This is a genomic window from Luteimonas sp. J29 (assembly GCF_000472505.1).
GTDB lineage: Bacteria > Pseudomonadota > Gammaproteobacteria > Xanthomonadales > Xanthomonadaceae > Luteimonas.
The window spans coordinates 1-19,610 of record NZ_AWZR01000004.1 but is presented as its reverse complement, the minus strand read 5'-3'; the positions used below and the strand labels follow the sequence as shown (position 1 = coordinate 19,610).

The 19,610-nt window shown below is 72.7% G+C and carries 25 protein-coding genes and 1 pseudogene; 7 read left to right on the top strand and 19 right to left on the bottom strand.

The genetic code is table 11. The features are described from left to right. Positions 1 to 216: 216 nt before the first annotated feature. Together prpC and prpB are read right to left on the bottom strand one after the other, a co-directional pair. A complete protein-coding gene (gene prpC / locus LUTJ29_RS0107095) occupies positions 217 to 1,374 on the bottom strand; it encodes a 2-methylcitrate synthase (protein ID WP_027071925.1) in 1,158 nt (385 codons plus the stop codon). 181 nt (positions 1,375 to 1,555) lie between these two features. Beyond that, entirely contained in the window at positions 1,556 to 2,449 is an 894-nt protein-coding gene (gene prpB / locus LUTJ29_RS0107090; protein WP_027071924.1) for a methylisocitrate lyase, read from the bottom strand. A 95-nt stretch (positions 2,450 to 2,544) separates the two neighbouring features. On the opposite strand from prpB, the gene LUTJ29_RS16545 reads away from it, so the two are divergent. The 7 genes from LUTJ29_RS16545 (at position 2,545) to LUTJ29_RS0107055 (ending at position 8,664) form a co-directional block, all read left to right on the top strand. Next, positions 2,545 to 3,822, top strand: coding sequence for a citrate synthase family protein (locus LUTJ29_RS16545; RefSeq protein ID WP_051322798.1), 1,278 nt, complete (start codon positions 2,545 to 2,547; stop codon positions 3,820 to 3,822). A 434-nt stretch (positions 3,823 to 4,256) separates the two neighbouring features. Further along, positions 4,257 to 5,048 (top strand): ATP-binding cassette domain-containing protein, encoded by a 792-nt coding sequence (locus LUTJ29_RS0107080; RefSeq protein WP_027071923.1) that lies wholly within the window; start codon positions 4,257 to 4,259, stop codon positions 5,046 to 5,048. A 211-nt stretch (positions 5,049 to 5,259) separates the two neighbouring features. Beyond that, positions 5,260 to 6,009 carry an MlaE family lipid ABC transporter permease subunit gene (locus LUTJ29_RS0107075; RefSeq protein WP_027071922.1) on the top strand — a complete coding sequence of 250 codons (750 nt, stop codon included), beginning with the start codon at positions 5,260 to 5,262 and terminating at the stop codon, positions 6,007 to 6,009. Positions 6,010 to 6,082: 73 nt separating this feature from the next. Further along, positions 6,083 to 6,595, top strand: a complete 513-nt coding sequence (gene mlaD, locus LUTJ29_RS0107070) for an outer membrane lipid asymmetry maintenance protein MlaD (RefSeq protein ID WP_027071921.1) — start codon at positions 6,083 to 6,085, stop codon at positions 6,593 to 6,595. Next, a complete protein-coding gene (locus LUTJ29_RS0107065) occupies positions 6,592 to 7,257 on the top strand; it encodes an ABC transporter substrate-binding protein (RefSeq protein WP_043740816.1) in 666 nt (221 codons plus the stop codon). The genes mlaD and LUTJ29_RS0107065 overlap by 4 nt, the downstream gene beginning before the upstream one ends. Next, entirely contained in the window at positions 7,257 to 7,544 is a 288-nt protein-coding gene (locus tag LUTJ29_RS0107060) for an STAS domain-containing protein (RefSeq protein ID WP_027071919.1), read from the top strand. The genes LUTJ29_RS0107065 and LUTJ29_RS0107060 overlap by 1 nt, the downstream gene beginning before the upstream one ends. A 184-nt stretch (positions 7,545 to 7,728) precedes the next feature. Then, positions 7,729 to 8,664 carry a VacJ family lipoprotein gene (locus tag LUTJ29_RS0107055; protein WP_232221186.1) on the top strand — a complete coding sequence of 312 codons (936 nt, stop codon included), beginning with the start codon at positions 7,729 to 7,731 and terminating at the stop codon, positions 8,662 to 8,664. Positions 8,665 to 8,688: 24 nt separating this feature from the next. Here the strand turns inward: LUTJ29_RS0107055 and rmuC are convergent, their stop codons facing one another. The 17 genes and pseudogenes from rmuC to LUTJ29_RS18370 form a co-directional block, all read right to left on the bottom strand. Continuing rightward, entirely contained in the window at positions 8,689 to 10,257 is a 1,569-nt protein-coding gene (gene rmuC / locus LUTJ29_RS0107050) for a DNA recombination protein RmuC (protein WP_027071917.1), read from the bottom strand. A 56-nt stretch (positions 10,258 to 10,313) separates the two neighbouring features. Then, positions 10,314 to 10,718 (bottom strand): GFA family protein, encoded by a 405-nt coding sequence (locus tag LUTJ29_RS0107045; protein ID WP_027071916.1) that lies wholly within the window; start codon positions 10,716 to 10,718, stop codon positions 10,314 to 10,316. Between the two features lie 404 nt (positions 10,719 to 11,122). Further along, positions 11,123 to 11,515 (bottom strand): DUF1801 domain-containing protein, encoded by a 393-nt coding sequence (locus tag LUTJ29_RS0107040; RefSeq protein WP_027071915.1) that lies wholly within the window; start codon positions 11,513 to 11,515, stop codon positions 11,123 to 11,125. 71 nt (positions 11,516 to 11,586) lie between these two features. Then, on the bottom strand, positions 11,587 to 11,976 hold the full coding sequence (locus tag LUTJ29_RS0107035; protein ID WP_027071914.1) for a VOC family protein: 390 nt from the start codon (positions 11,974 to 11,976) through the stop codon (positions 11,587 to 11,589). A 58-nt stretch (positions 11,977 to 12,034) separates the two neighbouring features. Beyond that, positions 12,035 to 12,355 (bottom strand): YnfA family protein, encoded by a 321-nt coding sequence (locus tag LUTJ29_RS19010; RefSeq protein ID WP_232221185.1) that lies wholly within the window; start codon positions 12,353 to 12,355, stop codon positions 12,035 to 12,037. Between the two features lie 61 nt (positions 12,356 to 12,416). Continuing rightward, on the bottom strand, positions 12,417 to 12,821 hold the full coding sequence (locus LUTJ29_RS0107025; protein WP_027071912.1) for a VOC family protein: 405 nt from the start codon (positions 12,819 to 12,821) through the stop codon (positions 12,417 to 12,419). Positions 12,822 to 12,904: 83 nt separating this feature from the next. Then, complete coding sequence (locus LUTJ29_RS18030; RefSeq protein WP_144774269.1) at positions 12,905 to 13,441, bottom strand: hypothetical protein; 537 nt, start codon at positions 13,439 to 13,441, stop codon at positions 12,905 to 12,907. A 71-nt stretch (positions 13,442 to 13,512) separates the two neighbouring features. After that, positions 13,513 to 13,851: a PH domain-containing protein gene (locus LUTJ29_RS0107015; protein WP_027071911.1), complete on the bottom strand. Its 339-nt coding sequence runs from the start codon at positions 13,849 to 13,851 to the stop codon at positions 13,513 to 13,515. Positions 13,852 to 14,103: 252 nt separating this feature from the next. Further along, positions 14,104 to 14,829: an enhanced serine sensitivity protein SseB C-terminal domain-containing protein gene (locus LUTJ29_RS16535; protein ID WP_051322796.1), complete on the bottom strand. Its 726-nt coding sequence runs from the start codon at positions 14,827 to 14,829 to the stop codon at positions 14,104 to 14,106. Positions 14,830 to 15,168: 339 nt separating this feature from the next. Beyond that, positions 15,169 to 15,582, bottom strand: a complete 414-nt coding sequence (locus LUTJ29_RS0107000) for an MAPEG family protein (RefSeq protein ID WP_027071910.1) — start codon at positions 15,580 to 15,582, stop codon at positions 15,169 to 15,171. Positions 15,583 to 15,720: 138 nt separating this feature from the next. Next, complete coding sequence (locus LUTJ29_RS18025; RefSeq protein WP_051322795.1) at positions 15,721 to 16,056, bottom strand: MmcQ/YjbR family DNA-binding protein; 336 nt, start codon at positions 16,054 to 16,056, stop codon at positions 15,721 to 15,723. A 338-nt stretch (positions 16,057 to 16,394) separates the two neighbouring features. Then, positions 16,395 to 16,922 (bottom strand): GNAT family N-acetyltransferase, encoded by a 528-nt coding sequence (locus tag LUTJ29_RS0106990; RefSeq protein WP_043740909.1) that lies wholly within the window; start codon positions 16,920 to 16,922, stop codon positions 16,395 to 16,397. Continuing rightward, positions 16,912 to 17,496: a dihydrofolate reductase family protein gene (locus LUTJ29_RS16525; protein ID WP_051322794.1), complete on the bottom strand. Its 585-nt coding sequence runs from the start codon at positions 17,494 to 17,496 to the stop codon at positions 16,912 to 16,914. The genes LUTJ29_RS0106990 and LUTJ29_RS16525 overlap by 11 nt, the downstream gene beginning before the upstream one ends. A gap of 92 nt (positions 17,497 to 17,588) precedes the next feature. Then, positions 17,589 to 17,960: a nuclear transport factor 2 family protein gene (locus LUTJ29_RS0106980; protein ID WP_027071908.1), complete on the bottom strand. Its 372-nt coding sequence runs from the start codon at positions 17,958 to 17,960 to the stop codon at positions 17,589 to 17,591. 230 nt (positions 17,961 to 18,190) lie between these two features. Continuing rightward, positions 18,191 to 18,589 carry a DUF1330 domain-containing protein gene (locus LUTJ29_RS0106975; protein WP_027071907.1) on the bottom strand — a complete coding sequence of 133 codons (399 nt, stop codon included), beginning with the start codon at positions 18,587 to 18,589 and terminating at the stop codon, positions 18,191 to 18,193. Positions 18,590 to 18,712: 123 nt separating this feature from the next. Continuing rightward, complete coding sequence (locus tag LUTJ29_RS0106970; RefSeq protein ID WP_027071906.1) at positions 18,713 to 19,141, bottom strand: hypothetical protein; 429 nt, start codon at positions 19,139 to 19,141, stop codon at positions 18,713 to 18,715. A 210-nt stretch (positions 19,142 to 19,351) separates the two neighbouring features. Continuing rightward, a pseudogene (locus LUTJ29_RS18370) lies at positions 19,352 to 19,610 on the bottom strand (integrase core domain-containing protein); the annotation flags it as partial.

The following is a 19,610-nucleotide window of genomic DNA, read 5'->3' as shown; positions in this document are numbered from 1 at the left end:
CGAAGCTGGGGAGTTGGCCCCTTCCCCCGCGAGCGGGGGAAGGTCGGGATGGGGGCGCGCGCTCAGCGCGCGTCCCGGGCAGCGATGCGGCCGCTGGCCCCACCCCGGCCCGTCCGGCCCGGCGCAGGGCGCCGGTCGTCCGGGCATCCTGCACGGCATGCCGTGCAGGCAGGATGTCCCCACCCCCGCACGCGGGGGAGGGAGTAACGCGGTGGGTCAGGGCCGCTGGTCGATCGGCACGAAGGTCTGGTCCTCCGGACCGGTGTAGTTCGCGCTCGGGCGGATGATCTTGCCGTCGATGCGCTGCTCGATGATGTGCGCGCTCCAGCCGGAGGTGCGCGAGATCACGAACAGCGGGGTGAACATGTCGGTCGGCACGCCCATCATGTGGTAGCTGACCGCGCTGAACCAGTCGAGGTTCGGGAACATCTTCTTGATGTCCCACATCACCGATTCCAGGCGTTCGGCGATGTCGTACATCTTCGTGTTGCCCGCTTCCTCCGACAGCTCCTTCGCGACCTGCTTGATCACCTTGTTGCGCGGGTCGGACACGGTGTAGACCGGGTGGCCGAATCCGATGATGACCTCCTTGTTCGCGACCCGGCGGCGGATGTCGGCCTCGGCCTCGTCCGGGGTCTCGTAGCGCTTCTGGACCTCGAACGCGACCTCGTTGGCGCCGCCGTGCTTGGGCCCGCGCAGGGCGCCGATGCCGCCGCAGATCGCCGAGTACATGTCCGAGCCGGTGCCGGCGATGACGCGGCAGGTGAAGGTCGAGGCGTTGAACTCGTGCTCGGCGTACAGGATCAGCGAGGTGTGCATGGCGCGCACCCAGCTGTCCTTCGGCTTGCGCCCGTGCAGCAGGTGCAGGAAGTGGCCGCCGATCGAGTCGTCGTCGGTCTCCACCTCGATCCGCCTGCCGTTGTAGGCGTAGTGGTACCAGTACAGCAGCATCGAACCGAGCGAGGCCATCAGCCGGTCGGCGATGTCGCGCGCGCCCGGGTGGTTGTGGTCGTCCTTCTCCGGCCGGACGCAGCCGAGCACCGACACGCCGGTACGCATGACGTCCATCGGGTGTGCCGACGGCGGCAGCTGCTCGAGCGCGGCCTTGACCGCGGCCGGCAGCCCGCGCAGCGACTTGAGCCTGGCCTTGTAGGCGGCCAGCTCGGCGCGGTTGGGCAGCTTGCCGTGCACCAGCAGGTGGGCGATCTCCTCGAACTCGCAGGTGGTGGCGAGGTCGAGGATGTCGTAGCCGCGATAGGCGAGGTCGTTGCCGGTGCGGCCGACGGTGCACAGGGCGGTGTTGCCGGCGGCGGTCCCGGACAGGGCGACCGACTTCTTCGGCTTGAACGGCGTGGCGGGGGTGGCTTCGGTCATGGGGAACCTCCTGGATGGGCGGCCGCCTGCCCGGGGATGCGCGTCCGCTTTCTGGCGGCGGCTGCGTTGACTGGATCGAAGCGGCGATCGCGCCGCGCCGGAACGCGCCGGAGGCAGCCGGTCGGGGTGCATGCCCCCGCCGGCCCGCCGGCCGACCAGCCCGACGGCGGCCGCCGCGCGTTCACCGCCCGGCGGCGAACAGCGCGTCGAGCCTGCGCTCGAACTCGTGGTAGCCGATCCGCTCGTAGAGCTCCTCGCGGGTCTGCATCATGTCGACCACGTTCTTCTGGTGGCCGTCGCGGCGGATCGCCTCGTACACGGCCTCCGCGGCCTTGTTCATGGCCCGGAACGCCGACAGCGGATAGAGCTGGATCGCGACCCCGGCCGAGGCCAGCTCGTCGCGGGTGAACAGCGGGGTCTTGCCGAACTCGGTGATGTTGGCCAGCACCGGCACCTTCACCGCGTCGACGAAGCGGCGGTAGGTGTCCAGGTCGTAGGCGGCCTCGGCGAAGATGCCGTCGGCGCCGGCCTCGACGCAGGCGATGGCGCGCTCGATCGCCGCGTCCACGCCCTCGACCTGGATCGCGTCGGTGCGCGCGATCAGGAAGAAATCCCTGTCGGTCTTCGCGTCGGCCGCGGCCTTGACCCGGTCCACCATCTCCGCCTGAGGCACGATCTCCTTGCCCGGCCGGTGGCCGCAGCGCTTGGCGCCGACCTGGTCCTCGATGTGGCAGGCGGCCGCGCCGGCCTTGATCAGCGACTTGACCGTGCGCTCGATGTTGAACGCGCTCGGGCCGAAGCCGGTGTCGATGTCGACCAGCAGCGGCAGCTCGCACACGTCGGTGATGCGGCGCACGTCGATCAGCACGTCCTCGAGCGTGTTGATGCCGAGGTCGGGCAGGCCCAGCGACCCCGCGGCCACGCCGCCGCCGGACAGGTAGATCGCGCGGTAGCCGGCGCGCCTGGCGAGCAGCGCATGGTTGGCGTTGATCGCACCGACCACCTGGAGCGGGGATTCGGCGGCGAGCGCGGCGCGGAACCGGGCGCCGGGAGAGGCACTGGAGGGCTGGGTCATGGCTGCGGGCCTCGGACGGGGATGTCCCGGGGGCGGCCAATGTGGCACCCTTCCTGGGGTTGATCAATCTTGATCGAACGAATCAAGCTGACTCCATGCCCCGATCCACCGCCCGAGGCGGCGACCTGATCCCGGCCCGCGAGGCCTGCGCCCTGCTCGGGATCAGCCCTGCCACCCTGTACGCCTACGTCAGCCGCGGCCTGGTCGAGTCCCGGCCGGGGCCCGACCACCGCAGCCGGCTCTACCTGCGCCGCGACATCGAGCGCCTGGCCCAGCGCAAGCAAGCCGGCCGCGGGGCCGCCCGCGGCGCCGCGCAGAGCCTGGACCGGGGCCTGCCGGTGATGGAGACGGCGATCTCCCTGATCCGGCCCGACAGCCCCTACTACCGCGGCCGCGCGGCGGTGGCGATGGTGCGCGAGGGGTCCACGCTCGAGGACGCCGCGCGCCTGCTCTGGGACTGCGGCGACAGCGACCCCTTCGACCCGCCGCCGGCCCGCGGCTGGCCGGCGCGGGTGGCGCCGATCGCCGGCGACGCCAGCCTGCCGCCGCTCAAGCGGGCGATGGCGGCGATCCCGCTGCTGGCCGTGGACGAACGCGACTCGCTCAACGCCGCCCCGGCCACGCGCCGCCGCATCGCCGCCACCCTGCTGCGCCAGAACGCCGCGCTGCTGGTCGGCGCCTCGCCCGACGCGCGACCCGTGCACCGGCTGCTGGCTGACGCCTGGCGCCCGGGCGACGAGGCCTTCGCGGACCTGGTGCGCGCGGCGCTGGTGCTGTGCGCAGACCACGAGCTCAACGTCTCGGCCTTCGCCGCGCGCGTGGTCGCCTCCACCGGCGCGCACCTGCACGGCACGGTCTGCGCCGGACTGGCCGCGCTCTCCGGCCCGCGCCACGGCGGCGCCACCGCACGCGCCTACGCCCTGCTCGCCGACGCGGCGGCCGCCGGGTCCCCCGCCGCCCACGTCGACGAGCGCTGGCACCGCGGCGACGAGCTGCCCGGCTTCCACCACGTGCTCTATCCGGACGGCGACCCGCGCGGCGCCGAGGTACTGGCGATGCTGCGCCGGTACCGCGCCGGCGACCCGCGCATGGCCCACGTCGAGGCGGTGGTGGAGGCGGCGGCGCGGACCAGCGGCCGGCTGCCGAACATCGACGGCATGCTCGCGGCGATCTGCTACGTGCACCAGCTGCCGCCGGCCCCGGCGCTGGTGATGTTCGCCGCCGGACGCCTCGCCGGGTGGCTGGCGCACGCCCAGGAGCAGCAGGCGGCCGGGCGGCTGATCCGCCCGCGCGCGCGCTACAACGGCGTGCTGCCGGAAACGCCGGCGGCCGATGGGCCGGGAGGCGGGGAGGCCGTTGCGGGGACTGGCTGACGGGGCGGTCGCGGGACGGCGCGGGCCGTCCGGTCACCTTGGCCGGGGCGGCTGTCGGGCCGGACCCCGACGGCCCCCCTCCCAGCCTCCCCCGCGAGCGGGGGGAGGGGCCGCGACGCCTTGTCCTGCCCGCTCCCCCGCGCCTTGGGCCTGCCCGCTCCCCCGCGCCTTGGGCCTGCCCGCCCCCTCCCCCGCCTGCGGGGGAGGGTTGGGGTGGGGGCAACCGGCGCGATCGCTCCCACGCGCGATCCTCCACTCCACGCCACGACCTGGTCAGGACACCCATCCGCCCCCCCCCACCACACCGGCCCCGGGCCTGCTTTCCGCCGCCACCCCCAACCCCAATGCCCGTGACGGCTCCGTCAAGGTTCAGCCGCATTCCGCCATCCTTGACCGCTTCCGGGTCCTCCGGACCCGTCGTCGTGCCCTCCCCCATGACCGACGTCTCCCGCGACCCCGCCGTGCGTTTCGACGCCGTCCGCCTCGACCGTGGCGGACGCACCATCCTGTCCGGCATCGACCTGGTCGTGCCGCGCGGCAGCGTCACCGCGATCCTGGGGCCGTCGGGCTGCGGCAAGTCCACCCTGCTGTCCGCGCTCACCGGCGAACTGGCACCGGCCGCCGGCCGGGTCGAGGTGTTCGGGCGGGCGGTGCCGCAGCGCACGCGCGAACTGCTGGAGATGCGCAAGTCGATCGGCGTGCTGCTGCAGGGCAACGGCCTGCTCACCGACCTCACCGCGGCCGAGAACGTGGCCCTGCCGCTGCGCACCCACACGCGGCTGCCGCGCGCGGTGATCGACCGCCTGGTCGAGATGAAGCTGCACGCGGTGGGCCTGCGCGCGGCCGCGGACCTGTATCCGCGCGAACTCTCGGGCGGCATGGCCCGGCGCGTGGCCCTGGCCCGCGCGATCGCGCTCGACCCCCCGCTGATGGTGTACGACGAGCCGCTGACCGGGCTCGACCCGATCGCCTCGGGCGTGATCATGAACCTGGTCTCCGAGCTCAACGACCGCCTCGGCCTGACCAGCCTGATCGTCACCCACCACGTGCACGAGACCCTGCCCATCGCCGACCGCGCGGTGGTGCTGGCCAACGGCGGGATCGTGTTCGACGGCACGCCGGACCAGCTCCAGGCCACGCAGGACCCGCTGGTGCGCCAGTTCCTGCGCGGCGAGCCCGACGGCCCGATCGCCTTCGACAGCGCCCCGCGCAGGGAGGCGGCGTGAGCGTGGCGGCGGTGGCCCCCCTCCCGGCCTCCCCCCGCAGGCGGGGGGAGGAGCATTCCCGCCCCCTCTGCCGCCAGCTCGATATGGCGCATTCCCGGCCCCTCTGCCGCCAGTTGGATGTGGAGCGTTCCTCCCCCCTCCCCCGCATTGCGGGGGAGGGCCGGGGTGGGGGCAGCAGCCCAACCGCCGGCAGCACGCGGAGGCGCCGCTGATGGCCCTCGCCGCCACCCTGCGCTCGGTCGGCCGCGCCGGCCTGTTCTCGCTGTCGGTGCTGCGCGCCTCGCGCCCGACCGCCGACCTGTTCGCCGAACTGGTGCGCGAGATCTACAAGATCGGCGCGCGCTCGCTGCCGATCATCGCGGTCGGCGGCGCCTTCGTCGGCCTGTCGCTGACCCTGCTCGGGTTCCGCGCGCTGGAGACCTACGGCGCCGCGAACCAGGTCAGCGTGCTGATCGGACTGGGCCTGTACCGCGAGCTGGCGCCGGTGCTCACCGCGCTGCTGTTCGTGGGCCGGGCGGGTTCCTCGATCGCCGCCGAGCTCGGCCTGATGCGCGCCACCGACCAGATCACCGCGCTCGGCCTGATGGCGATCGACCCGGTGGCCAAGGCGGTCGCGCCGCGGTTCTGGGCCGCGGTGGTGACCGTGCCGCTGCTGGTCGGCTTCTTCGCCAGCTTCGCCATCGCCGCCAGCTGGTTCCAGGCGGTGCAGGTGCTGGGCATCGACAACGGCACGTTCTGGCAGACGATGAAGGACGCGGTGGATTTCCACGACGACTTCGTCCCGGCGTTCACCAAGGCCGCGGTGTTCGGCGGGACCGCCGCGCTGGTGGCCTCGTACGTCGGCTACCACGCCGAGCCGACCATCGAGGGCACCTCGGTGGCGACCACGCGCGCGGTGGTCAATGCCTCGCTGCTGGTGCTGATGTTCAACTTCGTGCTCTCGGCCTTCCTGTTCCGGTGAACCGCATGCGCCGCGTCCACTCCCCTTCCGCAACGAGCAGTCCGCCGCGCCCCGCGGCGTCGAGGTGACCCCAATGGCAACCCGTGGCCCCCGTCTTGAATTCGCCGTCGGCGCCTTCCTGGTGCTGGCGCTCGCGTCGCTGCTGGTGCTGGCGATCGCGTCCACCAACAGCCGCTTCGGCTTCGCCGGCGACAGCTACGAGCTGGTCGCGCGCTTCACCCAGATCGGCCAGCTGCGGCCCAACGCGCCGGTGAAGATCGGCGGCGTGACCGTGGGCCGGGTATCGAAGATCGACCTCGACCCGGAACGCTTCGATTCGCTCGTCACCCTGTCCATCGACAGCCGCTTCGACCAGATCCCGGTCGACACCTCGGCCAGCATCCTCACCGGCGGACTGCTCGGCGAGAGCTACGTCGGCCTGCAGCCGGGCGGCGACCTCGAGGTGCTCAAGCCCGGCGAGGAACTGGCCTTCACCACGCCGGCGGTGGACCTGATCCAGATGGTCGGCAAGTACATGTTCAGCGGCGGCGGCGACAATGCCGCACCCTCCGCGCCCCCCGCCACGGAAGAAGGAACGACCCCATGATCCGCCTCCCCCGCAACGCCATCGCCATCGCGATCGCCGCGACCCTGCTCGCCGCGGCGCCCGTGGTCGCCACCGCCCAGGCGCAGCAGGCCGCGCCCGCGGCCATGCAGGGCTCGCCGAGCGAGCTGGTGCTCAACAACACCCGCCGCGTGCTCGAGACGATCGAGGCCCGCCGCGCCGAGTTCGCCGGCGACCGCGCCGCGCTGCAGGCGTTCATGATCGGCGAGTTCGAGAACATGTTCGACCGCGACTACGCGGCGCGCCAGGTGCTCGGCCGCCACGGCCGCGGCGCCTCGGACGAGGAGGTGAAGGCGTTCGGCGACGCCCTGGCGCAGAACCTGATGCGCCGTTACGGCTCCTCGCTGATCGACTTCAACACCCGGCTGCAGGTGCGGATCAAGTCCGAGACCGCGCTGCCGCGCGGCCTGGGCGTGAAGGTGTCGAGCGAACTGCTGCGCCAGGGCGGCGAGCCGATCCCGGTCGACTACCTGCTGCGCCGCGCCGGCAACGGCTGGCGCGTGTTCGACGTGATGGTCGAGGGCGTGTCGTTCGTGCAGACCTTCCGCCAGCAGTTCGACGCGGAACTGCAGCGCAAGTCGATCGCCCAGGTCACCCAGGAGCTGCGCAGCGGGCAGCTCTCGCCCGCCACCGGCGGCAACTGATGGCGGCCGCGGCCACGGTCCGGCGCGAGGCGGGCACGCTGGCGTTCGCCGGCGCGCTCGACCGCGCTGCGGTGCCCGCGCTGTGGCCGCGCGCGCTCGACGTGCTCGCGGGCGTGGAACGCTTCGATCTGACGGCGGTGGCCTCGGTCGACAGCGCGGGCCTTGCGCTGCTGGTGGAACTCGCGCAACGTGTCGGAGGCGTGGAAGTGGCCGGCGATCCGCCCGGTCTCGACGGCCTGCGCCGCGCCTACCGGCTCTCCCCCTCCCTGTCCTTCGCGCGGGCATGAGGCCCGCGCGGCCACGCCGACGGATCGCCCGATGACGCCGCGCCGCCCCCCACGCCTGCTCCCGTTCCTGCTGCCCCTGCTGCTGGCCGCATGCGCCGGCACCGGCGGCACCCGCGACCCTGCGCCCGCACCGGCCGCGATGCCAGACGCCACGCCCGACGCCACGCTCGATGCCGGCGACGCGATGGACGCCGCGTCGGTGCCCGCATCGCCCGGGGCCGGGGACACCGGTGCAGCCGCGCCGGACGCGCTGCCGCCGTCCGGGGCGACCGATGCCGCCGCACCGGACGTGGCGATGCAGGGCGACGCGTCCGTGCCCACCCAGGCCGAACTCGACTACGCCGCGATCTACGGCCAGGCGCCCTACGACCCGGTCGCCGATCCCACCCTGCCCGAACCGGCCCAGCTGCCGGTCAGCTACGATCCGTGGGAAGGCTGGAACCGGCGCGTGCACCGCTTCAACAACGCCGTCGACCGCTCCATCGCCAAGCCGCTGGCGAAGTTCTACGTGCGTGTGGTGCCGCGCCCGGTGCGGCTCGGGGTGGGCAACTTCTTCAGCAACCTCGGCCAGCCGGTGAGCGCGCTCAACGCGCTGCTGCAGGGCCGCCCGGGACATGCCGGGCAGTCGCTGGGCCGGTTCCTGGTCAATGCCACGATCGGCATCGGCGGGCTGTTCGACCCGGCCACGAGGATGCGGATCCCCAACCGCAGCGAGGATTTCGGCCAGACCCTGGGCGTGTGGGGCTGGAAGAACTCGCGCTACGTGGAACTGCCGCTGTTCGGCCCGCGTACCCTGCGCGACACCTTCGGCCTGCTCGGCGACGCCCCGCTGTCGCCGATCCGCCAGGTCGAGGACGACCGGGCCCGCTACTTCCTCCAGGGCCTGCAGCTGGTGGACCTGCGCACCCAGCTGTTCGCGGTCGACGCGATGCGCGAGGGCGCGGCCGACGAGTACGCGCTGGTGCGCGACGCCTGGATCCAGCGCCGCAACTACCTGATCCAGTCCGACCGGCGCAGCGAGCAGTCCGAGGACCTGCCCGACTACCTGCTCGAGGACGAGACCAACCCCACCGTGCCGGTGGACGTGATGCCGATCGTGCCGCTGTCGCCCACGCCCTGAGGCGCGGGCGCCCGCCGCGCGGGATCATTCCCGGGCGTCGTCCTCGTCGTCGCCGTTGGCGGCATCGCCGAGCAGGCCCGCGGCCTCGGGGCCGGAGAGCGTCTCCACCCCGCGCAGGTGGCGCTCGATGGTGCGGGTCTTGCGGCTGGCGTCGCCCAGGCTCCGGCCGACCGTGGTGATCTGCTTCTCGGCCCGCTCGAGGATGCCGGCGAACTTGCCGAACTCGTTCTTCACCGCGCCCAGCAGCTTCCACACCTCGCTCGAGCGCTGCTCGATCGCCAGGGTGCGGAAGCCCATCTGCAGGCTGTTGAGCAGGGCGGTGATCGTGGTCGGCCCGGCCACCACGATGCGATGGTCGCGCTGCAGCGCGTCGGTGAGCCCGGGACGGCGGATCACCTCCGCGTACAGGCCTTCGGTGGGCAGGAACATGACCGCGAAGTCGGTGGTGTGCGGCGGCACGATGTACTTCTCGCAGATCGACTTCGCCTGGATCCGCACCGCCTTCTCCAGCTGCGCGCCGGTGGCGCGCACCAGGTCCGGATCGGCCTGCTCCTGGGCGTCCACCAGCCGCTCGTAGTCCTCGCGCGGGAACTTGCAATCGATCGGCAGCCATACCGGCGCGTCGCCGCTGCCGCGCCCGGGCAGGCGCACCGCGAAGTCCACCGCCTCGGCGCCGTCGGGGCGCACCCGCACGCTGCGCGCGTACTGTTCGGGCACCAGGGTCTGCTCGAGCAGGTTGTCCAGCTGCACCTCGCCCCAGGTGCCGCGGGTCTTGACGTTGGTCAGCACCCGCTTGAGGTCGCCCACGCCCGTGGCCAGCTGCTGCATCTCGCCCAGCCCGCGCTGGACCTGCTCCAGGCGCTCGGAGACGAGCTTGAACGAGGAATCCAGGCGCGTGGTGAGCGTGCTCTGCAGCTTCTCGTCCACGGTCTCGCGCATCTTCTCCAGCTTGGCGGCGTTGTCCTCCTGCAGCGCGCGCAGCTGCTGGTCGAGGGTGGCGCGCATCTCGCCGATGCGCTGCTCGTTGCGCTGGGTGAGTTCGGACAGCCGCGCGCCCAGCGCCTCGGCGAAGCGCTGCTGCTGCTCGGCGCCCTCGCCGCGCGAGCGCGCCAGTTCCTCGGCCAGCGCCTGGCGCAGCGCGGCCATGCCCGCGTCCACCCGCGCGACCAGTTCGGCCTGCTGCTGGGCGAAGGCCTGCATGCGCGTCTCCTGCTGCCGGCCGAACGCGTCCATCTGCTCGCGCATCGCCTGCAGCCGCTGGCCGAGCGCCAGTTCGAACCGGTGCTGCTGCTCGGCGTGCTCGCCGCGCGCCTTGCGCGCGTCCTCGGTCAGCGCCTCGCGCAGCACGTCCAGGCGCTGGTCGGTGCGCAGCGCCAGGTCCTCCAGGCGCCGGCCGAAGGCTTCGTTGCGCTGCTCCTGCAGCGCCGACAGCCCGTCGAGCTGCTGGCGCAGTTCGGCCCGGCCCTCGCGCTGCTCCTCGCGCAGCGCGCGCTCGAGCAGCGCGCCGGGGCGGCGCAGCACCAGCACCACGAGCAGTCCCACGGCCAGCAGCAGCAGGACGGCGATGACGATCAGCAGGGCGGTCGGTTCCATCGGCACAGTCTAGGGCGCGGCCGTCTCATGGCGCGATCCCGCCGCGCCCATGACGGTCAATAGCCGCGCGAGGGCGGCGCCCCGGGGTGCTGTGGCAGGCCGTCGGCGATGACCACCCACGGCTGGCGCGAGGAGACCCAGATATGCATGTCGGGACGGAACCGGGACGGGTCGTCGAGGCTGCCGGCGGTCAGGCCCATCACGCCCGCGCTGGCGCGGCGCGAGAACAGGGTGCAGCCGCAGCGCGGGCAGAAGCCGCGCTCAAGGTCCGCGGACGAATGGAACCAGGCGCATTCCCCTTCGATCGCGACGTCGTCGATGCGCGCCAGCACCCGCGCGTTGAACGCCGCGCCGATCGCCTTCTGGCACAGCCTGCAGTGGCAGATGCGGTGGTTGATCCCCTCGCCGCGCGTCGCGTAGCGCACCCCGCCGCACAGGCAACCGCCCGTCAATCCGTCCATTCCTGTCCCACCGGACTCAGTCGAGGCCTTGCATCGTAGCGCCGCGCCCGTCCAGCGCGTGCAGGTGCGCGCACACCCGGTCCCGGCAGCGCCCGATCTCGCGCGCGACCGCGCCGCCACCGGGCCGGCGCGCCGGGCCGCTGCACGGCCGCAGGTTCGCGGCCAGCCGGCCCACTCGCCCGCCACCGAGCGCAGGTTCCACCCGAGCACGGGGAACACCCCGTTCCAGAGGATCGCCTCGGCCTGCTCGATCGCGACGCCGGACGCGCGGACCGCGCGTGCCAAGTCGCGGAAGGTCGCCTCGCCGGGCTCGTGGTCCAGGAACAGCGCCGAGAACGCGTCCCAGAGCGGCAGGCGCTGACGGACCCCCTCGTCGGCGCCGCCCCGCGCGTCCATCCGCGCGCCTAGCGCAGGCGCTCCAGACGCCCCTTGCGCCTGGCCAGGTTGCGGTAGTCCCACTGGATGTCGCGCGCCTTGCCCAGCCAGCGCCGCAGGGCCGCGACGTCGACCTCCCCGGCCTCGCGGTAGGACACCGAGGCGTCCCGGAACTTGCCGCCCCGGACGTCGAGCGCGGGTTCGTCGAAATCCGCGCCGCTCCAGAACATCAGCCGCACGCCCTTCTTCTCCAGGCTGTAGCCGACGATCGGGTTGTCGTCCAGGAACCAGACCGGATGGCCATGCCAGACCTTGTTGGCCGCGCCTTCGAGGCCGGCGTCGATCTCCCGCGCCAGCAGTTCGCAGACCTCGCGGTGCGGCGACGCGAGCGCGGCGTTGTACTGCGTGGTGTCGTTATGCATCGTTGCTCCCGCCAGGCGCCGTGCTGCCGGGCCGCCCGCGGCCGCGGGGCGACGCGCCGGTGGCCGGCCCGTCAGCGATTGTTGGCGCCGGCGTCCGCCTGCGCAAGCATGAGCACGTAGCCGTCGGGATCCTCGAGCCTGAACTCGCCGCCCGGCATGTGCGGCGGATGCCGGATCGGGCCGGGCGCGTGTCCCAGGCGCACCAGCGCGGCGTGCGATGCCCGCACGTCGTCCACGTACAGGTAGAACAGCACGGCCTGCGCGGACGGATCGACCGGCGCGGACGCCTGGCCCAGCATCAGCCGCGCCGCCTCGCTTTCGAGCCAGGCCCAGACCGGCGCGGTGCCGCCCGGCGGCACCGTGCGCGCGGCGCGAAAGCCCAGGTCGGCGTAGAAGCGGATGCTGCGCGCGACGTCGGCGACGTGCGCGAAGGCGACGAGCGATCGGATCCGTGCGGCCATGTTGCCTCCAGTCGATGGCGCGGCGCGCGCCGCAGGGCGCCCGCCCTTTGCGCGGGGGTCAGGCCTTCGGCCCCAGCATGATGATCCCGGCGCCGAGCAGGCACACGCCCACGCCGATCCAGTCGGTGACGCTCGGCCGCACCGCGTCCACGGCCCACAGCCACGCCAGCGCCACGCAGATGTACACCCCGCCGTACGCCGCGTACACGCGCCCGGCGGCGTGCGGGTGCAGCGTGAGCAGCCAGACGAATACCGCCAGGCTCAGCGCCGCGGGCAGCAGCAGCCACGCGGGCTTGCCCTGCTTCAGCCACAGGTACGGCAGGTAGCAACCGACGATCTCGGCCAGCGCCGTGGCGACGAACAGCCCCAGGAGCTTCAGCGCGTCCACGCCCGTCGCTCCGTCGATGCACGGGCCGCACCCCCGCGGGCCGGTGCCGCGGTCATGCCTGGTGCGGACAGACGATTTCCCACAGGTGTCCGTCCGGATCGGTCGCGTATCCGATGTAGCCGCCCCAGGCCGGGTCGAGCGCCGGTTGTCCGGCGTGGCTGCCGCCATGGCCCTGGGCCCGTTCCAGCGCGCGGTCCACGTCCTCGCGGGTCTCGACCGCGCAGCTGACGATCGCCGGCGCGTCGGCGCCCGGCAGCAGCGCGGTGCGGCCGGCCTTGCGCGAATACGCCTCGAACCCGTCGCGTTGCATCAGGAACAGCGAGAGGTTGGGCAGCTCGAGCACGATCGTGTCGCCGTCGGCCTTGGCGTCGTCGCGCTCCAGGAACGCCCGGTAGAACCCGAGCGACCGCTGCAGGTCGGTGACGGGAAGGCAGACCACGGTCGTCTTCACTCGCATGCCGATGGCTCCATGCGCGGGGACGTGCACTGTAACCCGGGCGCGGCGCCGTGGCCGTCGACGGCCGACCGGCCGCCTGGTCCCTAGGCGCGGAACTCCGCCACGATCGCCGGCGCGCACAGGCGCCTGATGATCCAGCCGAACAGGACGGCAATCGCGACGCTGACCGCGCTGCCGGCCACCATGCCGACGACGAACACCGCCCGCAGGTCCGGCTCGCCCGCCATCGTGATCGCCGGCAGCTGCTCCATCATCGCCTTGGTGAGGCCGATGTTCAGCACCACGGCCGCGATGTTCCAGGCGATCCCCAGCGCCATCATGGCGATGAAGGCGACCCGTCCCCAGTTGCGCCGCTGCAGCAGGCCGATCGCGCTCGCGAACGTGGCGACATTGGCCAGCAGCATGGCCGCGAACATGGCCGGCATCGCGCGGAACATCCACCTGAACACCTCGGGCATGTCCGAAGGCACCGGCGCATGCACGACCGCGGCCAGTTCCTCGCGCATCAGCAGCAGCATCACGCCCTGCATGATGCCGACCAGCGTCCCGAATCCCGCCAGGACGAGGAAGATGCACGCCACCACGGTCACGAACGTCGAGCGTTGCTGCAATCGGTCCAAGTCGCGTCCTCCCTTGTCGATGCCGTTCCCCGCGCCACGGCCAACCGCGAGCGGCCGCCGGTCCCGCGCCGCTACGCCACGGCCTCGCCGGCGTGCGCCCTGATCGCCTCGATCCAGGCATTGCGGTCGAACACCACGAAGCGGTGCCGGGCGCCGTCCCACGTCCGGACCTCGATCGCGTTCGGCGCGACCGGGAGCACGCCCAGCAACCGGGTCCAGCACGCACGGACCCCGCGCACGCCGTCCAGCGGGATCTCCTCCGGCCGCGTATGCAGGTTGAGCCCGTGCGGCTCGAACACCAGACGCCGGTCGGTCAGCAGCAGCGCGCCGCCCACGCTCTCCGCGCCGCGCTGCAGGTTGGCCGCGCCTTCGCGCAACCGTCGCTCGCCTGGAAGCAGTCTGCTCGTCATCCACGTCGTTCCCGTGCCGTGGGTCCACGCTGGACCCGCGATGCCAAGACGTGTCCGGGCGCCGGCGTGTGACCGGGCGGCGGCGCGTGGACGCGCCGCGTACACCGGGGCGCACGGACGTGGCCAGCGACCGGCCGCAGCACGACGCAGCCCGCGGAGAACGCCCATGCCGCGGTGCGCTCGATCCTGAGGGCGGCCAGCGCGGCCGCGAACCCCGCGCGCGTGGACCGGTTCGCGCGCGCATGGGCCGGGTCAGGTCCGCTGGTAGAACGGCGTGACCGACCCGGTGAAGTAGTCGCCCAGCGCGCCGTCGCCGCGCCGCACCTCGACCAGGTCCACCGGCATGCCCTGCGGCACGGTGTCCGCGGCCACCATGCCCACCTCCTGCATGACCGCATCGAGCGCCCCCTCGCCCTCGATGCCGACGACCAGCGACGCGCTGCCGTCGGGCTGCTGCATCAGGCACAGGTAGGCCGCCGCGACCGGCGCGTGCCCGGCCAGCAGCGACGACAGCCCCGACACCAGGGCCTCGGGGTACTCGGCGGGCTGTCCCAGCAGCACCCGCGCCTGCTCGCCGACCGTGCGCTCCCGCACCACCGGCGCCACGCCGAGCAGCGCGTCGATCTCGGCGGGCAGGAATTCCTTGCCGGTGGTCGAAGTCGGGTTGAGGACCAGGGTGTTGCCGCGCGTCATCCCGAACAGCTGGCGCGCCGGCAGCGCCACCGCGCGCGTTTCCTCGTCGAGCAGCGGCTGCAGCGCCTCGGCGCTGGAGAAGAACGGGATGAACCGGTCGCCCCCCTCCCGGGCGAAATGCGCGATCGACAGGCCCGGGTCCGGATCCTCCGACCCTGGGGCGGGAACCAGGCCGATCGCATAGACCTCGGACTCGAGCAGCAGGCGATAGAACGCCGGCCGGGCGCCCGGGTCCTGGGCCGCGCGGGCCAGCGCGTCGTCGAGCGGATGTGCGGTGGTGTTCATGGGGTCTCCGGCGTGTTCCGCCCGATGGCGACTGGATGCGTGGCGCGCCAGTGTATGCCGCCGGTGCGCGCCGCGTCCCGCCTGGCCGCGCACGCCGGGCCCACGGGCTCAGCCGCGGCGCGCGAACTCGCGGATCGCGTTCAGCGCGCCGACCACGAGCAACAGCCCGCCACCCAGCTGCAGGCCTCCGTTGTCGGTGCCGGTTCCCACCACCAGCCACAGCACCCCGCCACCAGCAGGGCGATGGTGCCGGCTCCGATGCGCTTTACGGCCATGTCGGCTCTCCCGCGTGGACAGGCACTGGTGACGGCCATCGCGCCGCGATCCGGACGGCGCCCCTCACAGCGCGCGCAGCAGCGCGAAGGCCCAGTACAGGCCGATGCCCAGCTGCACGGCGAAGAACAGGAAGCGGATGGTGACCGCGGTCGCCGAGACCGAGGCCAGGTGGACGAGCGACTGGCACACGCGCGCGCCGAGCAGCGGCCAGGCCAGCGGATCGGTGACCGCGGCATGTCCCGTGGCAATGGCGACGAGCAGCAGCCCGCCCAGCACCGGCAGGTTCTCCACGCAGTTGGCGTGGGCCCGGGCGAGGCGCTGCATGAAGGGCGACAGGCCCGCATTGTCGGGCGTGAAGCGGTTGGCAGGCACCCGCCGGCCCAGCACGAGGCCGGTGCGGATGCCCTCCATGAGCGCGAGCAACAGCAGCGTCCATGCGATGAAGCCGGTCAGTGCGAAGGCGCTGGGCGAAGACATGGCCGATTCCTCCGCTGGAACATGGCGCGCGGTCCGCCCACCCGCCGCAGGCCGCGCCATCGCGCCGGCAGCGGTGGCGCGTCCCGCGTCACCGCGACGATCCGCCTGCCCGGTATGCGGCGGCCGCCGGCGACCGCATCAGGAGGCGTCCCACGCCGCCACCAGCCGGCGCGGCGCCTTGTGGCGCCAGGCCTGGCGGACGAGCCCCGCCACGACCGGGAGTTCGGCGTGCGAGAGCGCGACGCGCAGCCCGACCACCCTGGCGCCCCACGGCAGCCTGGCGACGAATTCCGGGTACAGCGCCAGCGCCTGCTCGCGTGGCTCCTCAGGGACGAACACGTGCACGTGCAGCCCGTCCGGCGGCACCGTCGCGAAGATCCTGCCGTTGACGCGGAACGAGACGTAGTCGAAGTGCGGCTGCTCGGTGACGCCCGGCAGGCCGGTGGCGATGGCTCGGACGTCGTCGAGGTTCATTGGCATCACCGGCCCGGACGCGAGGCGACTGCCCGCCATGGTACGCGGTGTACAGGCCCGCGGTCCGGGCTGGGGCCCGGCGCGGCCAGGTGTCCGCCCGGGATCACGCCCAACCGGCGCAGCCGCCATGCGCGCGCTGCGGATCGCTTTGCCTGCGGCGCCGCCGGCGCAGCTCCCCGGACCGGCCGCACGCCGGCCCCCGGCCACCTGCGCGGCAAGCGGCCGACCCGACCAATGCCCGCCGCGGGCGGCCACCCGCCTGGTGTCGCGGGGCCACGGCGACGCCGCGGCCTCCGGATCGCACGCTGCCGCGAGGCGGGCCGGGCCGCGACCGGCCGTCAGCCGGCGAGCGGCAGTCCCATCACCCGGTCGTCGTAGGCCTTGCCGCCGACGTTGAACTGCCGCGTGGCGACGTCCACGAAGCCTTGCTTGCGGTAGAACCCGATCGCGGCGTGGTTGCCCGCGTACACGCCGAGCAGCAGCCGGGCCGCGCCGGCCTCGCGCGCGTGCCCGATGGCGCCGGCGAGCAGCCGCTTGCCGGTGCCGCCGCCGTGGTAACGCGCGAACAGGTAGATCCGCTTGAGCTCCAGGTCGCGGTCGGGATCGGCCGAGGGAAGGTCCGGGGCCGTGACCAGCGCGTATCCCACCGGCGCGCCTCCCGGCGCCTGCGCCAGCCACGCCGCGCAGGCCGGGTCCGCCAGCCAGCGCGCGTACTGGTCGGCGGCGTGCGCCTTGCGGCAGTGCTCGATGATCGCCGCGCCATCGAGTATGCCGGCGAAGGTTTCCAGGAACGTGGCCTGCCCGACCAGCGCGAGCGCGGCTTCGTCGCCAGGCCTCGCCCTTCTCACGGCGACTTCAGTGGCCATCGGTTCCTCCATTGCCGCGTGTGCCGGCATTCACCCGGTAGTGCAGTTCCGCGAAGCCCGCGCCCACCTGCCTGGCCGAGACCAGCGACAGCGACGCATCGGCAAGCCGGCGCGGGAAAAGCGGCTTGCCCGCGCCCAGGGTCACCGACCCGACCTGGACGATGATCTCGTCCAGCAGCCCGGCATCGTGGAACTGCCCCGCGAGGTCGCCGCCCCCGACGATCCAGATGTTCCTGCCCGCGGCGGCCTCGCGCATCCGCGCATGCACCGGCCGCACGTCGCCCCGCACGAAGCGGAGGTCCGCGCCCGGAATCGCAGGCAGCTCGCGCGACGAGAACACCCACGCCGGCTGCGCATACGGCCAGGCCGAGCCGGTCTGCGCCGCCACCGCCCCCGCGTTGCGCAGCATCCACTCGTACGTGGACGATCCCATCGCCAGCGCCCCGACCTGCGCGATGAAGCCCGGGTAGCTGGTGTCGTCGAGGTCCCCGAGCGGGAACAGCCAGTCGAGCGAGTCGTCCTGCGTCGCGATGAAGCCGTCGAGGCTCGATGCCGTGAAGTACCGGGTTTTCATGGGCCTCCCTGTGCCAAGTCGCACCGTCCCGCATCGCCTGGCGCCGGCCGGCGCAGGCCATGCCCCGCCGCGGCGCCTGGCCGCAACGGCGGTCAGGTCCCGAGGTAACGCTCGGGCACCGCGATTCCCTGCTGCCGGAAGAAGCTGAGCTGGTCGAAGTAGCCCCGCTGGAAGACGATCCGGCCATCGCGCACGTGGAAGAAGCCGCAGCCGCGCAGGCCGGCCGGATCGCGCCATTCGAGGATCGCCCACTCCCCGTCCTGGAACAGGTTCTCGACCATGCAGTGCATGGTCGCCCGCCCGAATTCGACCTCGAACATGCGCCGGATCGCCTCGCGGCCCTGCAGCGGGTCCATCACCACCTGGTGGTTGACCGCGTCGTCCGCGTAGAGGGACGCAAGCCCTTCCACGTCGCCTGCGTTGAAGCGACGCACCCATTCCTCGACGATCCGCTTCGGCGACACCTGCCTTTCCCTCTTCCATGCAGCGGGCCTGGGCCCGGGATCCGCGACCGGGCCGGATGCTGCCCGAAGCGGCTTCGGATGATACGCACCGCAGGACGGCGCGGTCGCACCGCGATGCGCATCGCGACCGCCCCGCTGGGCGATGCCCTCGCCGTCGTCACCGGACGCCCGCGCTGGCGACGCCGGCATGCAGCAACACCGCACTCGATGGCTCGACCCGGGCCGCAGGCCTACGTCGCATGCGGCGTGATGGGCACGAGCCGGGAGTCCGCAAGTGCCGCGGTGCGATGGCGCACGCAGGCCTGGTACTCCGGCATGGACAGCATGGCACGGAACGCCGCGGCCGACGGATAGCGCACCAGAAAGACCTGGTGCCAGGTTTCCCCGGACGGCGCGATGAGCGGCTCGTGCGCCCTGCCGCTGAAGATGACGCTCGCCCCGATGGCGGACATCGCCCGGAGCGCCGTCTCCGAGTAGCGCCGGTAGGCCTCGCGCCCGCTGCACGCCTCGGCGGGATCGCTGTAGGCGGCCTGGTCGCGGAAGCGCAGCAGGTTGAGCATCACGACCGGCGTTCCCTCCGGCAGGGCGTCGAGCACCTGGCGTTGCTCGGGCGAAAGTGCGTCCGTCATTGGTTCCATGTGGCTCTCGCATGAAGGTGGCCGGCCTCGGGGGCGAGATGCGCACCGCCCGCCACCTGGCGTCCTGGCGGGTGGATCAGGCAGGCGCCGCGGTGCGACGGCCGGCCGGCAAGGTCAGGTGCGGCTGCATTCGTACACGACCAGGGCCACCCAGATCGAGGAGAACAGCAGCGGAAGGCCGATGTCCATCTTGAGCCGGGTCCGCCGCCAGTTGGTGGTGATGCCGAACAGCTGGTTGGCGCGGGCGCGGCGCTCGGCGTCGTGTACGTAGTCGTGCTCGGAGCACAGCTGGGCCCGGTCGTCGTCGGACAGGTTGGTCGAGTACTTGTAGTAGTCGACGATCCGGTGCCGCGCCCGCACGACCGGGAACCAGATGGACCAGGTCACCAGGATGCCGACGGCCGCGGTCACGTAGACCAGTGCGGAACTCTTGCCGATGACGATCGCCCCGACGGCCAGCAGGAACGCCTGGGACGAGATGAACATCGAGCGGTACGACTGCAGGAGCGACTCGTTGATCGCCCATCGATTGATCGTGCTCACGGAGACCCCCGGTTGGCCGGGTTGATTCTACTGCGTGGCCCGGAGCATGCCTCGCCACGATCCGGCCGGACGCATCCATGGCCTCGATCGCCAGGACGGCGTCCCGGCTCCGTTCGCCCTGCGCCACTGACCTGAGTATGGAACTTGTAGCCGATCAGGCAGTGAGTCCGGGGTGATGGTATCGGGTTCCGACCAGTTCCGGCGAACGGTCGCCGGGGGTTTGTAGCCATGGGCGCTGTGCGGCCGCTGCTCGTTGTAGAACTGCCGCCAGCGTTCGATCAGCACCTTCGCTTCGGCGCGGCTGCGGAACCATTCCCGGTTCAGAAGCTCGTCCCGAAGCTTGCCGTTGAAGCTCTCGACGAACCCGTTCTGCCAGGGGCTACCCGGCGCGATGAAGGCCGGGCCGATCGCCGCGTCGCGCAGCCAGCGCATCACCTTGGCCGCGGTGAACTCGGCGCCGTTGTCGGAG

Excerpts from the sequence above, each read along its gene's own strand:
- prpC (WP_027071925.1), bottom strand. The coding sequence starts at position 1,374 with ATGACCGAAGCCACCCCCGCCACGCCGTTCAAGCCGAAGAAGTCGGTC.
- prpB (WP_027071924.1), bottom strand. The coding sequence starts at position 2,449 with ATGACCCAGCCCTCCAGTGCCTCTCCCGGCGCCCGGTTCCGCGCCGCG.
- LUTJ29_RS16545 (WP_051322798.1), top strand. The coding sequence starts at position 2,545 with ATGCCCCGATCCACCGCCCGAGGCGGCGACCTGATCCCGGCCCGCGAG.
- LUTJ29_RS0107080 (WP_027071923.1), top strand. The coding sequence starts at position 4,257 with ATGACCGACGTCTCCCGCGACCCCGCCGTGCGTTTCGACGCCGTCCGC.
- LUTJ29_RS0107075 (WP_027071922.1), top strand. The coding sequence starts at position 5,260 with ATGGCCCTCGCCGCCACCCTGCGCTCGGTCGGCCGCGCCGGCCTGTTC.
- mlaD (WP_027071921.1), top strand. The coding sequence starts at position 6,083 with ATGGCAACCCGTGGCCCCCGTCTTGAATTCGCCGTCGGCGCCTTCCTG.
- LUTJ29_RS0107065 (WP_043740816.1), top strand. The coding sequence starts at position 6,592 with ATGATCCGCCTCCCCCGCAACGCCATCGCCATCGCGATCGCCGCGACC.
- LUTJ29_RS0107060 (WP_027071919.1), top strand. The coding sequence starts at position 7,257 with ATGGCGGCCGCGGCCACGGTCCGGCGCGAGGCGGGCACGCTGGCGTTC.
- LUTJ29_RS0107055 (WP_232221186.1), top strand. The coding sequence starts at position 7,729 with ATGGACGCCGCGTCGGTGCCCGCATCGCCCGGGGCCGGGGACACCGGT.
- rmuC (WP_027071917.1), bottom strand. The coding sequence starts at position 10,257 with ATGGAACCGACCGCCCTGCTGATCGTCATCGCCGTCCTGCTGCTGCTG.
- LUTJ29_RS0107045 (WP_027071916.1), bottom strand. The coding sequence starts at position 10,718 with ATGGACGGATTGACGGGCGGTTGCCTGTGCGGCGGGGTGCGCTACGCG.
- LUTJ29_RS0107040 (WP_027071915.1), bottom strand. The coding sequence starts at position 11,515 with ATGCATAACGACACCACGCAGTACAACGCCGCGCTCGCGTCGCCGCAC.
- LUTJ29_RS0107035 (WP_027071914.1), bottom strand. The coding sequence starts at position 11,976 with ATGGCCGCACGGATCCGATCGCTCGTCGCCTTCGCGCACGTCGCCGAC.
- LUTJ29_RS0107025 (WP_027071912.1), bottom strand. The coding sequence starts at position 12,821 with ATGCGAGTGAAGACGACCGTGGTCTGCCTTCCCGTCACCGACCTGCAG.
- LUTJ29_RS0107015 (WP_027071911.1), bottom strand. The coding sequence starts at position 13,851 with ATGACGAGCAGACTGCTTCCAGGCGAGCGACGGTTGCGCGAAGGCGCG.
- LUTJ29_RS16535 (WP_051322796.1), bottom strand. The coding sequence starts at position 14,829 with ATGAACACCACCGCACATCCGCTCGACGACGCGCTGGCCCGCGCGGCC.
- LUTJ29_RS0107000 (WP_027071910.1), bottom strand. The coding sequence starts at position 15,582 with ATGTCTTCGCCCAGCGCCTTCGCACTGACCGGCTTCATCGCATGGACG.
- LUTJ29_RS18025 (WP_051322795.1), bottom strand. The coding sequence starts at position 16,056 with ATGAACCTCGACGACGTCCGAGCCATCGCCACCGGCCTGCCGGGCGTC.
- LUTJ29_RS0106990 (WP_043740909.1), bottom strand. The coding sequence starts at position 16,922 with ATGGCCACTGAAGTCGCCGTGAGAAGGGCGAGGCCTGGCGACGAAGCC.
- LUTJ29_RS16525 (WP_051322794.1), bottom strand. The coding sequence starts at position 17,496 with ATGAAAACCCGGTACTTCACGGCATCGAGCCTCGACGGCTTCATCGCG.
- LUTJ29_RS0106975 (WP_027071907.1), bottom strand. The coding sequence starts at position 18,589 with ATGACGGACGCACTTTCGCCCGAGCAACGCCAGGTGCTCGACGCCCTG.